The 14562-nt window shown below is 62.2% G+C and carries 13 protein-coding genes; 11 read left to right on the forward strand and 2 right to left on the reverse strand.

Features of this window, described 5'->3' with window-relative positions; genetic code table 11:
* Positions 1 to 2: 2 nt before the first annotated feature.
* Positions 3 to 1013: an anthranilate phosphoribosyltransferase gene (trpD, locus tag ABSY17_RS12610; protein WP_378950975.1), complete on the reverse strand. Its 1011-nt coding sequence runs from the start codon at positions 1011 to 1013 to the stop codon at positions 3 to 5.
* Positions 1010 to 2908 (reverse strand): peptidyl-prolyl cis-trans isomerase, encoded by a 1899-nt coding sequence (locus tag ABSY17_RS12615; RefSeq protein WP_378950977.1) that lies wholly within the window; start codon positions 2906 to 2908, stop codon positions 1010 to 1012. Before ABSY17_RS12615 ends, trpD begins: the two co-directional genes overlap by 4 nt.
* Positions 2909 to 3053: 145 nt before the next feature.
* Here ABSY17_RS12615 and tpiA point away from each other — a divergent pair, with 145 nt between their 5' ends.
* The 11 genes from tpiA to ABSY17_RS12670 all read left to right on the forward strand — a co-directional run bounded on the left by tpiA (position 3054) and on the right by ABSY17_RS12670 (position 14557).
* Positions 3054 to 3818 (forward strand): triose-phosphate isomerase, encoded by a 765-nt coding sequence (gene tpiA, locus ABSY17_RS12620; RefSeq protein ID WP_378950979.1) that lies wholly within the window; start codon positions 3054 to 3056, stop codon positions 3816 to 3818.
* 157 nt (positions 3819 to 3975) lie between these two features.
* Complete coding sequence (gene secG, locus ABSY17_RS12625) at positions 3976 to 4416, forward strand: preprotein translocase subunit SecG (protein WP_378950981.1); 441 nt, start codon at positions 3976 to 3978, stop codon at positions 4414 to 4416.
* A gap of 220 nt (positions 4417 to 4636) precedes the next feature.
* The gene (locus ABSY17_RS12630; RefSeq protein ID WP_378950983.1) at positions 4637 to 5737 is read left to right on the forward strand and encodes a L,D-transpeptidase; all 1101 of its coding nucleotides are present in this window, start codon (positions 4637 to 4639) and stop codon (positions 5735 to 5737) included.
* Positions 5738 to 5895: 158 nt separating this feature from the next.
* Positions 5896 to 7524, forward strand: coding sequence for a CTP synthase (locus ABSY17_RS12635; RefSeq protein WP_378950985.1), 1629 nt, complete (start codon positions 5896 to 5898; stop codon positions 7522 to 7524).
* The gene (locus ABSY17_RS12640) at positions 7460 to 8518 is read left to right on the forward strand and encodes a VOC family protein (protein ID WP_378950987.1); all 1059 of its coding nucleotides are present in this window, start codon (positions 7460 to 7462) and stop codon (positions 8516 to 8518) included. Before ABSY17_RS12635 ends, ABSY17_RS12640 begins: the two co-directional genes overlap by 65 nt.
* Positions 8515 to 9348: a 3-deoxy-8-phosphooctulonate synthase gene (gene kdsA / locus ABSY17_RS12645; protein ID WP_378950989.1), complete on the forward strand. Its 834-nt coding sequence runs from the start codon at positions 8515 to 8517 to the stop codon at positions 9346 to 9348. The genes ABSY17_RS12640 and kdsA overlap by 4 nt, the downstream gene beginning before the upstream one ends.
* A 78-nt stretch (positions 9349 to 9426) precedes the next feature.
* Positions 9427 to 9630, forward strand: a complete 204-nt coding sequence (locus ABSY17_RS12650; protein WP_378950991.1) for a dodecin family protein — start codon at positions 9427 to 9429, stop codon at positions 9628 to 9630.
* Positions 9631 to 10207: 577 nt separating this feature from the next.
* On the forward strand, positions 10208 to 11482 hold the full coding sequence (gene eno, locus ABSY17_RS12655; RefSeq protein WP_378950993.1) for a phosphopyruvate hydratase: 1275 nt from the start codon (positions 10208 to 10210) through the stop codon (positions 11480 to 11482).
* Between the two features lie 132 nt (positions 11483 to 11614).
* Positions 11615 to 11941 carry a septum formation initiator family protein gene (locus ABSY17_RS12660; RefSeq protein ID WP_378950995.1) on the forward strand — a complete coding sequence of 109 codons (327 nt, stop codon included), beginning with the start codon at positions 11615 to 11617 and terminating at the stop codon, positions 11939 to 11941.
* Positions 11942 to 12119: 178 nt separating this feature from the next.
* Positions 12120 to 13160, forward strand: a complete 1041-nt coding sequence (gene pdhA / locus ABSY17_RS12665) for a pyruvate dehydrogenase (acetyl-transferring) E1 component subunit alpha (RefSeq protein ID WP_378950997.1) — start codon at positions 12120 to 12122, stop codon at positions 13158 to 13160.
* A 14-nt stretch (positions 13161 to 13174) separates the two neighbouring features.
* Complete coding sequence (locus ABSY17_RS12670; protein ID WP_378950999.1) at positions 13175 to 14557, forward strand: pyruvate dehydrogenase complex E1 component subunit beta; 1383 nt, start codon at positions 13175 to 13177, stop codon at positions 14555 to 14557.
* Positions 14558 to 14562 lie beyond the last annotated feature (5 nt).

Raw genomic sequence — 14562 nt, forward strand, 5'->3', positions numbered from 1 at the left:
TGCTATCCGTTCGAGACGCTGACCAGGCGGTCGAGCGCGGCAAGGGCATGACCATTGTCGATCGATTCCACGGCGAGCTTGATGCCTTCGCCGATGTTCCCGACCTTTTCGGCCACCACGAGAGCAGCACCTGCATTCATCAGTACCGTGTCGCGGTAGGCGCCCTCGGCCCCCTCCAGCAGGCTGCGCAATGCGGCGGCGTTGTATGCCGAATCGCCGCCGCGCAATTCCTCGCGCGTGTGGCGGGCAAGGCCGACCTGCTCGGGGGTCAGCACGAAACTGCTGATGCTGCCGTTGGCAACAGCCGCAATCTTGGTCTCGCCGGTGGTGGTGATCTCGTCAAAGCCGTCGCCGTGGACGACCCAAAGGCTCCGCGCGCCCAGTTTCTTTAGCGTTTCGGCGACGGGCTCGACCCATTCAGGCGCAAAGACGCCGATCAGTTGGCGTGTCACACCGGCTGGATTGGACAGCGGGCCGATCAGGTTGAAGATAGTGCGGGTGCCAAGTTCGACGCGCGTCGCGCCGACATGCTTCATTGCCGGGTGATGCGCCGGCGCGAACATGAAACCTACGCCGGCTTCGTGGATGCAGCGGCTGATGGCCTCGGGCGACAGGTCGATGTTGACGCCGAGCGCAGTGAGCACGTCAGCGGCGCCTGTCAGCGAGGACAGGCTGCGGTTGCCATGCTTGGCAACCGTCACGCCGGCGCCGGCGATGACAAAAGCCGAGGCGGTAGAGATGTTGACGCTGTGGGTGCCGTCGCCGCCGGTGCCGACGATGTCGATGGCATCGTCAGGCGCCTCGACGCGCAGCATCTTGTCGCGCATGGTGGCGACGGCGCCTGAAAGCTCGCTGACGGTTTCGCCGCGCACGCGCAGCGCCATCAGGAAGCCGCCGATCTGGCCGGGCGTGGCTTCGCCAGACATGATGATGTCGAAAGCCTCGCGCGCCTCTTCGAAGGTGAGCGGCGCGCCCGTCGCGACCTTGGCGATATGCGGCTTCAGTGCGCTCATCTGATGCCTGCCTCAAGCGCGCGGGTGATCGCGCCCTGGTTTATCGTGGCGCCATATTGCGTCTGCAACTGTGCGACCAGTTGGTCGAGCAGGTCGTCCGAAATGCCCGAGGCAAACGACTTCCGGGCATCCTCGGGCACGGCGCTCGCGTCCGCGCCGGCTGGTTCGAATACCTCGGCGACCTTGAACAGGATCTGCGCGTCGCCGGTGGGCGAGGGGATGACGCCGGTGCCGCCCTGGCCCATCGCGAACATGGCCTGTGCTCCCGCACGACCGAAATCGGCATCGTCGGCTTCGCGCTTCAGTCCGCGCTTGGTCTGCTTCTCGAGCTTCAACTCGGCAGCAATGGCGTCGAGGTCATTGCCGTCCTTGAGGCGCTTCTCGAGTTCTGCGGCCTTGTCCTTGAGGCGCTTTGCCGTCTCTGCTGCGGTCCAGTCGGCGACGACCTTGTCATGGACTTCATCGAGCGTGCGGTCGCGCGCTGGCGTGATGCCATCCACTTCGTAGAAGACAAAGCCGTTGGTGCCGACATTGATGGGCTGGTTCTCGATACCGGCTTCGGCTTCGAAGGCAGCCTGGATCAGGTTCTGCGAGTCCGGCAACGTGTTGACGATGGTGCCGTCGGGGCGCTGGCCAGCGCGGTCGATCGCGTCGATGGTCACCACCTTGAGCTTCAGCTTGTCGGCGGCAGCCTGCATGGACTCGCCGCCTGCGCGCGCATCCTCATAGGAATCATGCACATCGAGCAGAATGCGGTTGGCTTCGGCGAGCGCCAGGTCCTTGCGGATCTGGTCCTTGACCTCATCGAATGCCTTCACCGTCTCGGGCGTGACCTCGCTGACGCGGACGAGCACCGGGCCGAACGCGCCCTGGACCACGTCGCTGACCTGGTTCGCCTGCAGCGTAAACGCCGCTTCGGCAACGGCTTTGTCGGCGATCGCATCCTTGGTCAGCGTTCCCAATGCCACGTCGGCTACGGTCTTGCCCTGATCGGCGACGATCTTGTCGAAGCTCTCGCCGCCCTTGATGGCTTCGGAAGCAGCCTTGGCTGCATCGGCGCTAGCAAAGACGAGCTGATCGATCTTGCGCGTTTCGGCGGTGGTGAAGTGCGACTTGTTCTTTTCGTAATCCTGGCGAACCTGCTCGTCGGTGACCGAGCCGAGGTCCATGATGTCCTCGGGTTCGAGCTTGACGTAGCTCAGCTTGCGGTATTCCGGCGCAGCGTAGTTCTTCTTGTTTTCCTCAAACCACGTCTTCAGCACCTCGTCGGTGGGGGCTGCGATCGGCTCGACCAGAGACTTGGGCAGTGACAGGTAGTCGATAGTGCGATCCTCGCCGCGATAAAGTGCCACGGCGCGCAGGAAGGTGTCCGGCGCCTTGATCCCGTCGGCAACCGCCTCGACGATCTGCTGGCGCACGGCGACCTGGGCGCGGTTCTTGAGGTAGTCCTCAGGGCGCATGCCGATCTGGCGCAAGATGTATTCGAAAGACTGGCGATTGAATTTGCCGTCCGGACCCTGGAAGGTCGGGTCGTCCCAGGTCAACTGGGCGAGGCGGTCCTTGGACAGGCCAAGGCCCAGCTTGCGCGCCTGCTCGTCGAGCACGGCGCCTGCGACGAGCTGGGACAGGACCTGATTGTCGATGCCGAGCGCATTTGCCTGTTCGCGGGTCAGCCTCTGGCCGAATCTCTGCGACATGACGTTTAGCTGACGGTCGTAGGCGAGGCGGTATTCGACGCCCGAGACGGACGTGCCGCCGGCCGTGATCACCTTGTCGCTGCCGAACTCGTGCAGCATCCGTCCGGAAATGCCCCAGATTGCGAAGCTCAACACGAGCAGCAGAAGCAGGAGCTTAGCGACCCAGGTTCCCGCAGCACTTCGCATCGTTTCGAGCATGTTCAGATCCCATCTTCGCGCATTTTCGCATGCGCCTGCATGAACGAAGCGCAATAGCGCCCTTCGGCGCCAGTGTCGATTGCTTTGTGGCTTGTTTTTGGTAGTGAGGGTCCCCGAGCGAATATCGATGTCGAGGGAAAATCACATGACGCCAGGAATACGCCCACTGGTTGCCGGTAATTGGAAGATGAACGGAACCAGCGCGTCGCTCAACGAACTGCGCGGCATCGCCGGCGGTTTCATGGACGGCCTGGATGCCGAGACCGAGGCCCTGCTATGCGTGCCGGCCACGCTTCTTTCGCGCGCTTCCGAAATCCTTCATCGCACGCCGGTAAAGGCCGGCGGGCAGGATTGCCATCCCAAGGAGAGCGGCGCCCATACCGGCGACATCTCGGCTGAGATGCTGAAGGATGCCGGCGCAAGCCACGTTATTGTCGGCCATTCCGAGCGACGCACCGATCACGGCGAGACTGATGAACTCGTTCGCGCCAAGGCCGAAGCGGCATGGCGTGCCGGGTTGGTTGCCGTCATCTGCATCGGCGAGACACAGGCGGAGCGCCAAGGTGGTGCTACGCTTGCGGTTCTGTCGCGGCAGATCGAAGGTTCCGTGCCGACGACGGCTACCCCTGCCAACACCGTGATCGCTTATGAGCCGGTTTGGGCCATAGGCACCGGACTCACCCCGACAGTCGGCGACGTGGCCGAGGCGCACGCTCACATCCGCGCGCGGCTGACCGAGCTGCTTGGGTCTTCTGCCGCCAAGATGCGCATCCTGTATGGCGGTTCGGTCAAGCCGTCGAATGCGGTGGAGTTGCTTGGCGTGGCCAATGTCGACGGCGCACTGGTTGGCGGCGCCAGCCTCAAGGCGGCCGACTTCCTCGGCATAGCCGAAGCCTATCGCAAGCTCTGAATTCGCCACACGCGGCCGTTGCAAAGGTCGCGTGTCTCCCCATATTCGGGCGGCGGGCTTGGAAATGCCATGAAAGCATTGTATTGAGCCGCCTCCGGAATGTCGGCCGCGTCTGCGTGCCGGCCGGTCCACGTCAGGAAAGATCCCAGGAAGCGCAATGGAAACCGTCATCATCGTCATTCATCTGATGGTCGTGCTCGCCCTCGTCGGCGTGGTGCTCCTGCAGCGCTCGGAAGGCGGCGGCCTTGGCATCGGCGGCGGCTCGGGCTTCATGACGGCGCGCGGCGCCGCCAACGCTCTGACGCGCGCCACTGCGATCTTGGCGACCATTTTCTTCGTTACCTCGCTGACGCTGTCGATCATCGCCCGTTACGGCGAGAAGCCGATCGACATTCTCGACCGTGCCCCGGCCACGCAAAGCGGCACGACGGGCGGCAAGGGTGTTCTCGATCAGCTCGGCGGCTCGACGCCCGCACCGGTACCTGGCGCCACTGCGCCGGCAGCGCCGTCGGGTGAGCAGCCGGCAGCACCGGCTCCTGCAGCTTCGGGCAATGCTGAACAGCCGGCTGCTCCTGCGGCACCGCAAGTTCCGAACTAATAAACCAGACCGGCTGCCGCAACCTGTTGTTGTTTGACCACAGTTGCGGCAAATGCTGCGTCGATCACGAAAATTAGATCATTTCGCCGGAGGTGCCTCCCTTGAGGCTTCTCCGGCTAATCGCTTATAGCTGAGCCGCGGCGAAATGAACGGGGGCCTTGGGGGCACTGTGCGTTGCCGCGAATTTCATTCGTTTTGAACGCTCGGGATATCCTCCACCATGCAACTCCGCAGCATCCTTCTTGCTGGTCTTTGCGCCTCTCTGATGGGCTCTACCGCCTTTGCCGCCACTCCCGCAGGTAGTGCTGCTTCACTGCAGCCTGAAGTTGCAAGTGACGTGATCACTGTCGCTGCCAAGAGCGACGCTTCCGAACTCAAGATCCTCAAGAAAAAGAAGAAGCCCACCGACGAGGATCTTGCCCGAATCAAGGTCCTCGAAGCCAAGATCAAGGCTGACAGGGAACTCGCCCGCGAAAAGATGCTCGAGGCCAAGAAGATGGCGATGCGGGCCGCGGCAAAGGAGCAAGCTGCAAAGGAGCGCGAACTGGCGCGGCTGAAGCGGGCCGAGCGCGCGACTGCTCAAGTCGCAACTGCCGCTCCTGCACCTGCCGCCAAGCGCAATCTCCAGCCGCTCGAGGTCATGCAGCCGATCGAGGCGCTGGCGCCCGACGCCATGGAAGTCGCCTCGACCGGCAACACCGGCGAGCTGCGCAGCGAGAGCCAGGCGAGGCCGCAGAAGGCCAGCCTGCTTTCAGGTATCTTCGGTGGCAGCGCTCCCCAGCAGAGCATGCTGCCGCAGACCCGCGCGCTCGACGCCGTATTGCAGGCCAAGCAGTCCAAGAAGCAGTTCAAGGTCAAGTCCGAGTTCGAACCGCAGGAGGTTGCGTTCTCCGGTTATCAGCCCGGTCAGATCGTGGTCGATACCAGCAAACGCTTCCTCTATCTGGTCGAATCGTCCTCGACGGCACGTCGTTATGCGATCGCCGTCGGCCGCGAAGGCCTCGAGTTCAAGGGCAAGGCCACCATCGGCGACAAGCAGGAATGGCCGCGCTGGTTCCCGACCAAGGACATGCAGGAACGCGAGCCGCAGAAGTACGGCAAGCACAAGGACGGCATGAACGGCGGTCCGGAAAATCCGCTTGGCGCTCGCGCGATCTACCTGTACCAGGGCAAGCTGGATACCCATATCCGTATCCATGGTACGAACCAGCCGCAGACGATCGGCACGAATTCGTCGAACGGGTGCTTCCGCATGGTCAACGACCATGTCATGGACCTCTACAATCGCGTGAAGATGGGCTCTGAAGTCATCGTCATGTAAAGCGTTTTCACAACGCGGATTGCGGGCCGGCGGTCACGCCGGCCTTTTTGTTTGCGCGCCATTTTGGCGGCAACATTGAATAGCCAGATAGGGAAAAGTCCGGCGCGGCGGATTTTTCTCTGGCGGAATCGATTTGGCCGCGATAAGCGATAACTCCCATGGCGCGATATGTATTCATCACCGGCGGCGTGGTCTCTTCCCTTGGAAAAGGCATAGCCGCAGCGGCCCTAGGGGCACTTCTGCAGGCACGCGGCTATCGCGTGCGCATCCGCAAACTCGATCCGTATCTCAACGTAGATCCCGGAACGATGTCGCCTTACCAGCATGGTGAGGTGTTCGTGACCGATGACGGGGCGGAAACCGACCTCGATCTCGGACACTACGAACGGTTCACCGGACGCTCGGCGAACCAGAGCGACAACATCACCACCGGCCGCATCTACAAGAACATCATCGAACGCGAACGTCGCGGCGATTACCTCGGCGCGACCGTGCAGGTCATTCCGCACGTCACCGACGAGATCAAGAATTTCATCCTCGACGGCAATGACGAGTTCGACTTCGTGCTCTGCGAGATCGGCGGCACGGTCGGCGATATCGAGGCGATGCCGTTCCTCGAGGCGATCCGCCAGCTCGGCAACGACCTGCCGCGCAACAATGCGGTCTACGTTCATCTGACGCTGATGCCCTACATTCCGACGGCCGGCGAACTGAAAACCAAGCCGACCCAGCATTCGGTCAAGGAACTGCGCTCGATCGGTATTGCGCCTGATATTCTTCTTGTCCGCGCCGATCGCGATATCCCCAAGGAAGAGCGCCGCAAGCTGTCGCTGTTCTGCAATGTCAGGGAATCGGCTGTTATCCAGGCGCTCGACGTCGGCCACATCTACGATGTGCCGCTGGCCTACCACAAGGAAGGCCTGGATTCGGAAGTGCTGGCAGCCTTCGGCATCGATCCTGCGCCCAAGCCGCGCCTCGATGCCTGGCAGAACGTTTCGCAGCTCATCCACAATCCGGAAGGCGAAGTCACCATCGCCGTGGTCGGCAAGTACACCGGCCTCAAGGACGCCTATAAATCGCTGATCGAGGCGTTGTCGCATGGCGGCCTCGCCAACAACGTCAAGGTCAAGCTCGACTGGATCGAGAGCGAGGTCTTCGAGAAGGAAGATCCGGCACCGTTCCTCGAAAAGGTCCATGGCATCCTGGTGCCAGGCGGCTTCGGTGAGCGCGGTTCGGAAGGCAAGATCCTGGCGGCCAAGTTCGCCCGCGAGCGCAAGGTGCCGTATTTCGGTATCTGCTTCGGCATGCAGATGGCTTGCATCGAGGCGGCGCGTTCGCTCGCCCACATTGACAATGCCTCGTCCACCGAGTTCGGCCCGACCAAGGAGCCGGTCGTCGGTCTGATGACCGAATGGCTCAAGGGCAACATGCTCGAAAAGCGCAAGGCGTCCGGTGACCTCGGCGGCACGATGCGGCTGGGAGCGTTCGAGGCGGCGCTGGCCGAAGGGTCCAAGATCGCCGAGATCTATGGTGACACCCAGATTTCCGAGCGTCACCGCCACCGCTATGAGGTCAATATCGACTACAAGGAGCGGCTCGAGGAATGCGGCCTGGTCTTTGCCGGCATGTCGCCCGACGGCGTGCTGCCCGAGACGGTCGAGTATCCTGACCATCCATGGTTCATCGGCGTGCAGTACCATCCGGAACTGAAGAGCCGGCCGCTTGATCCGCATCCGCTGTTCGCCAGCTTCATCGAAGCGGCCGTCGAACAGAGCAGACTGGTCTGAGGACCATGCGCGCCGCCGAGTTCGTGGCGGCGCGCAACTGCAACATCCATGCATGGACCTCCAGCGCCGGGCTGACCGAGGCTGGCAGCCTCGGTTGGGATACGAAATTGAGGCACAGCGCAAGCGCATGACCAAGATCGTTCACGAGAGCCCGCGTCCGCTCGATCATGTGGTGCTGCCGACCGCCGACCTCGGCATTGCCCGGGCCCGGCTGACGGCGCTCGGCTTCACGGTTTCTCCCCAAGGCGTTCATCCCTTCGGTACGGTCAATTGCTGCGTCTATCTTGGCGACGGGACCTTCATGGAGCCGCTGGCTGTGGGCGACCCTGCCGCCGCCGACAAGGCTGTGTCGGAAGGAAACGTTTTCGTTGCCCGCGACAGGGCATTTCGCCAGGCTCATGGCACAGAAGGCTTCTCGGCGGTCGTGTTCGGCACCGATGACGCCGACGCCGACCATGCGGAGTTCGTTGGCGCCGGCGTTTCCGCTGGCCCAAGGCTCGATTTTTCGCGACCGTTCATTGATGCATCCGGCCGCGCTGATCAGGCGTCGTTTCGACTTGCCTTCGCCGCCGAGCCAGAAAGCGCTTCCGCGGCGTTCTTTTTCTCCTGCGAGCGTGCCAAAGCGCCGAAGGTCGACCGCAGCTCCCTGGAAGTCCACGCAAATGGCGCGCGGCGTGTGCTTGCCGTCGAGGCGAGCACAGGCATTGCTGCCGAGGCGGGCAAATTACTTGCCACCATTGCGCGCAGCAGCGTCAAGGTAGCGCCGCTGGGCGAGGTCGTGGTGCCGCTTGCCAATGTCGATTTGATCGTCAAAGAACGGTTAGGCGAAACCGGCCTAGGCCTCGGCGCCATGGTCTTTGGCGTCGACGACCTTGGTGCTGTAAAATCGCTTCTTGTCCAAAACGGCATCGAACACGATCTAACCGGTCAAAGGCTGGTGATCCCGCCAGCGCCGGGGCAGGGTGCCGCCTTCATTTTCGAGGAACTGAAATGACCAAGCCGAATGCAAATGTGACTGTTGGCAAGACCCTTTTTTCGAACACCGCTCCGCTGTCGCTGATCGCGGGTCCATGCCAGTTCGAATCGCGCCAGCATGCCTTCGACATGGCCGGCGCGCTCAAGGAGCTGACGCACAGGCTCGGCATCGGATTCGTCTACAAGTCGAGCTTCGACAAGGCCAATCGCAGCTCTCTCGCCAGCACGCGCGGGGCCGGCCTCGATGCTGCGCTGCCCGCATTCGCCGATCTGCGCAAGGAACTCGGCGTTTCGGTTCTGACCGACGTTCACACCGAAGAGCAGTGCGCGATCGTCGCCGAGGCCATCGACGTGCTGCAGATTCCGGCTTTCCTCAGCCGCCAGACCGACTTGCTGGTCGCTGCCGCCAAGACCGGCAAGGTCGTCAACGTCAAGAAGGGGCAGTTCCTGGCGCCCTGGGACATGAAGAACGTAGTCGCCAAGGTAACTGGCTCGGGCAATCCGAACGTGCTGGTAACCGAGCGCGGTGCATCCTTCGGCTACAACACGCTGGTTTCCGACATGCGCGCACTGCCGATCATGGCCGATATCGGTGCGCCGGTGATCTTCGATGCGACCCATTCAGTGCAGCAGCCTGGCGGGCTCGGTGCGACCTCGGGCGGCGAGCGTCGCTTCGTCGAAACCTTGGCGCGTGCTGCTGTCGCCGTCGGCGTCGCCGGTGTCTTCATCGAGACTCATGAGGACCCCGACAATTCGACCTCGTCCGATGGCCCCAACATGGTGCCGTTCAAGGATATGCCGGCACTGCTCGAAAGGTTGATGGCTTTCGACAGGATCGCCAAGGCCTAATACAACTGGTGCTTGAGCCCGGCCTTTGCCGGGCGTAGGCTTTTCTCCGTGACTGAGCGTATCAGCAGGAGGAAATCCATGTCTGTTGCCCGCGTTACGGAAATCACGTCATCGTCGACCAAGAGCTTCAAGGACGCCATCGAGGCGGGAATCGCCCGCGCCGCCAAGACGTTGAAGAATGTCGAGGGCGCCTGGATCCAGGACCAGAAGGTCGTCGTCGAGAACGGAAAGATCGCGGAGTACCGGGTCAACATGAAGGTGACTTTCATCCTCACGGATTGAAACTCCGCTGCACGGCTTGGTCTTGAATCTTGGAACCTCCCCGCCGGGGCAGGTGAACCTTGCGTGCATCGACGCAACGAGGAGCAGGACGATGACGGCCGCCTGGCGTGATGCGTCATTCGAGCATTGCAGGGTCGAGCCGTGCAAGCTCTGAGTTTCAGGAGAGCGGATCGAAAAAGCCCCGCGCTGGCGGGGCTTTTCCTTTCAGGCGTCTCTTGCGGCGCTATCTCGGCGTCGGAATGATCCTGATATGCGAAGAACCTTGCGGCGGAGGCTGGGTATCGCAGGAGGTCAGGAAGGCCGCTGCGATAAAGAACAAACTCAGAATGCCACTCCACTCATACATGGCGAAACTCCCGTTGTTTCGCCCCGCGCATCGACAACCTTAACAGAAAGTTTGGCAAAATTCCTGCCGGTTGTAGTGAAATGTGACGGCGCGGCGGTGCCGAATGTGAATCCGCGGCCTGCGCGCCCCGATAAATGGCGTGGCGCGATTGCGTTTTTGTCGGCTTTGGCTAAGACGGGCGCGGAAATCCAACCGATCCTTTTTTGCGATCAGCTCCCGGGGATGCCTCACATGACAGCAATCATCGATATCGTCGGCCGCGAGATTCTCGACAGCCGCGGCAATCCCACCGTCGAGGTGGACGTCGTTCTCGAAGACGGCTCGATGGGCCGTGCAGCCGTTCCTTCGGGCGCTTCGACTGGTGCCCATGAGGCCGTCGAGCTGCGCGACGGCGGCTCCCGCTATCTCGGCAAGGGCGTCGAGCGCGCCGTCGAGGCCGTCAATGGCGAGTTGTTCGAGGCCATTGGTGGCTTGGAAGCCGAAAACCAGGTCCAGATCGACCAGACGATGATCGAACTCGACGGTACGCCGAACAAGAGCCGCCTCGGCGCCAACGCCATCCTCGGCGTCTCGCTCGCCGTCGCCAAGGCCGCAGCCGAAGCCTCCGGCCTGCCGCTCTACCGCTATGTCGGCGGCCCCAACGCGCGTGTCCTGCCGGTGCCGATGATGAACATCATCAATGGCGGTGCCCATGCCGACAACCCGATCGATTTCCAGGAATTCATGATCATGCCGATCGGCGCGCCCAGCCTGCGCGACGCCGTGCGCTGGGGCTCGGAAATCTTCCACACCCTCAAGAAGGGCCTGAAGGACGCCGGCCACAACACCAATGTCGGCGACGAGGGCGGTTTCGCCCCGAACCTCAAGAGCGCCCAGGCAGCCCTCGACTTCGTCATGGCGTCGATCGAGAAGGCCGGCTTCAGGCCGGGCGAGGACGTGGCACTTGCGCTCGACTGCGCAGCCACCGAATTCTTCAAGGAAGGCAACTACGTCTACGAAGGCGAGCGCAAGACGCGTGATCCCAAGGCCCAGGCCAAGTATCTCGCCAAGCTCGCTGCCGACTATCCGATCATCTCGATCGAGGACGGCATGGCCGAGGACGATTGGGAAGGCTGGAAGTACCTGACCGATCTGTGCGGCGACAAGGTGCAGCTGGTCGGCGACGACCTGTTCGTCACCAATTCGTCGCGCCTGCGCGATGGCATCAAGATGGGCGTCGCCAACTCGATCCTGGTCAAGGTCAACCAGATCGGCTCGCTGACCGAGACCCTCGACGCCGTCGAGACCGCGCACAAGGCGGGCTACACCGCCGTCATGTCGCACCGTTCGGGCGAGACCGAGGACTCGACCATCGCCGATCTCGCGGTCGCCACCAACTGCGGCCAGATCAAGACCGGCTCGCTGGCGCGTTCGGACCGCACGGCCAAGTACAACCAGCTCATCCGTATCGAGGAAGCGCTCGGCCAGCAGGCGCGCTACGCTGGCAGCTCCATCCTGCGAGGCTGATCGTTCGATAGCCACGGGTTTTGAAAAGGCGGGATTTTCCCCGCCTTTTTTGTTTTGCGGTCTCCGAACCTGTTCGCCGTAACCCTCCATTAAGCACAATGGAGCGACAAGGGCGTGAGAGAGGTTCGAGCCATGTGGACACGCCAGCACAAGCAGACAAACAGGGGCCGTTTGATCGTCCCTGCATTGACCGCGATGTTCCTGTCCTATTTCGGTTTCCACGCCTATCACGGCGAGTTCGGCATCTATTCCAAATACCGTCTCGAGGCACGCGCGGTCGAGTTGCAGGCCCGTCTCGATGCCGTTCGCGAACAGCGGCTGGAGATCGAGCGCCGCGTGCATATGCTGCATGACGGCTCGCTCGAGAAGGACATGCTCGACGAGCAGGCGCGCAATGCGCTCAATGTCTCGCATGCCGACGAGCTGACGATCATGCGCTCGCGCGGTCAATCCAATTAACTGAATCCTAGTTAATCGGCAAGAAATCAAGTATTTCCCGGTGTTTAACTGCATACGAGCTATGCATTTTTCCGCATGGCGTGCGGTAGTGCTCCATGCTAGCTTTTTGATCATGGAGAGGAGGGATTATGCATGATCTCCTCAATGTCCGCAAAGAGACGCCACTAGGGAGTTATGCATGGCCATCGCCGCTCGAAAAGCGCCTGCCAAAGCCAAATCCGACACCAAGCAATCAGGCCCGGTAACGCCCCGGCCCGCCGAATTCACTAGGGAACAGGACCTCGCTGCTTATCGCGAGATGCTGCTCATCCGCCGCTTTGAGGAAAAGGCCGGCCAGTTGTATGGCATGGGCTTCATCGGCGGCTTCTGCCATCTCTACATCGGCCAGGAGGCTGTCGTCACCGGCCTGCAGATGTCGCTGGTCGAAGGCGACCAGATGATCACCGCCTATCGTGACCACGGTCACATGTTGGCGATGGGGCTGTCGCCGCGCGGCGTCATGGCCGAACTTACCGGGCGTCGCGGCGGCTTGTCGAAAGGCAAGGGCGGCTCGATGCACATGTTCTCCAAGGAAAAGCACTTCTACGGTGGTCATGGCATCGTCGGTGCGCAGGTGTCGCTCGGCACGGGTCTGGCCTTCGCCAACCGCTATCGCGAGAACCCGAATGTCAGCGTGACCTATTTCGGCGATGGCGCTGCCAACCAGGGCCAGGTCTACGAGAGCTTCAACATGGCCGCGCTGTGGAAGCTGCCGGTGATCTACGTCATCGAAAACAACCGCTATGCCATGGGCACCGCCGTTACGCGCGCTTCGGCCGAAACCGATTTCTCGCAGCGCGGCGTCTCCTTCAAGATCCCGGGCATTAAGGTCGACGGCATGGACGTGCGCGCGGTCAAGGCTGCGGGCGATCTGGCAACCGAATGGTGCCGTTCGGGCAACGGCCCGATCATCCTCGAGATGGAGACCTACCGCTATCGTGGCCACTCGATGTCCGACCCGGCGAAGTACCGCTCCAAGGACGAAGTGCAGAAGATGCGTGCTGAGCATGACCCGATTGAGCAGGTAAAGGCACGCCTGTTTGCCAAGAAGTGGGCGAGCGAAGACGATCTCAAGACGATCGACAAGCAGGTGCGCGACATCGTCGCCGATGCCGCCGATTTTGCCCAGACCGATCCGGAGCCGGATGTTTCCGAACTCTGGACCGACATCGTGATCTAAGGGAGGGCGAAAACATGCCGATTGAAATTCTCATGCCTGCGCTCTCGCCGACGATGGAAGAGGGCAATCTGTCGAAGTGGTTGAAGAACGAGGGCGACAAGATCGCCCCCGGCGATGTCATCGCCGAGATCGAGACCGACAAGGCGACCATGGAGGTCGAAGCCGTCGATGAAGGCACCCTTGCCAAGATCGTGGTGCCGGCCGGCACCGAAGGCGTGAAGGTCAACGCGCTGATCGCCGTGCTTGCCGTCGAAGGCGAAGACGTCGACAAGGCCGGCGAAGGTATCGGCGAAGAAGAGGTCAGGTCCGCCGCTGCTGCGGCGGCTGCACCTGCCGCATCCATCGCTGCCGCCCCTGTTGCCGCCGCGCCGAAAACCGAAGTCACTGGTGATCCCGACATTCCCGCCGGCACCGAAATGGTGTCGATGACCGTGCGCGAAGCGCTGCGCGACGCCATGGCCGAGGAGATGCGCCGCGACGGCGACGTCTTCATCATGGGCGAGGAAGTTGCCGAGTACCAGGGCGCCTACAAGATCACCCAAGGCCTGCTGCAGGAATTCGGTCCGCGCCGCGTCGTCGACACGCCGATCACCGAGCACGGCTTCGCCGGCGTCGGCGTCGGTGCCGCGATGGCCGGCCTCAAGCCGATCGTCGAGTTCATGACCTTCAACTTCGCCATGCAGGCGATCGACCAGATCGTCAACTCGGCAGCCAAGACGCTTTACATGTCGGGCGGCCAGATGGGCGCGCCGATCGTGTTCCGCGGCCCCAACGGTGCCGCAGCGCGCGTCGCCGCCCAGCACTCGCAGTGCTATGCGGCCTGGTACAGCCACATCCCTGGCCTCAAGGTCGTCATGCCCTACACGGCCGCCGACGCCAAGGGCCTGCTGAAGGCTGCGATCCGCGATCCAAACCCGGTCATCTTCCTCGAGAACGAAATCCTCTACGGCCAGCATTTCGACGTGCCGAAGCTCGACGATTTCGTACTCCCGATCGGCAAGGCACGCGTTCACAAGACCGGCAAGGACGTTACCATCGTCTCCTTTGGCATCGGCATGACCTATGTCGTCAAGGCCGAGGCCGAGCTTCGCGCGCTGGGTATCGATGCCGAGATCATCGATCTCAGGACCATCCGGCCGCTCGATCTCGACACCATCATCGCCTCGGTCAAGAAGACCAACCGGCTGGTCGTGGTCGAAGAGGGCTTCCCGCAGTCCTCGGTCGGCGATTTCATCGCAAACCAGGTGTCGCAGCGCGCCTTCGATCATCTCGATGCACCTGTCATCACCGTCGCCGGCAAGGATGTGCCGATGCCTTACGCCGCCAATCTCGAAAAGCTCGCCCTGCCGAATGTCGGCGAGGTGGTCGAGGCGGTCAAAGCAGTCGCGTATCGCTGACAGGG

It is taken from the genome of Mesorhizobium sp. ANAO-SY3R2, from assembly GCF_042466635.1.
Taxonomy (GTDB): domain Bacteria; phylum Pseudomonadota; class Alphaproteobacteria; order Rhizobiales; family Rhizobiaceae; genus Aminobacter.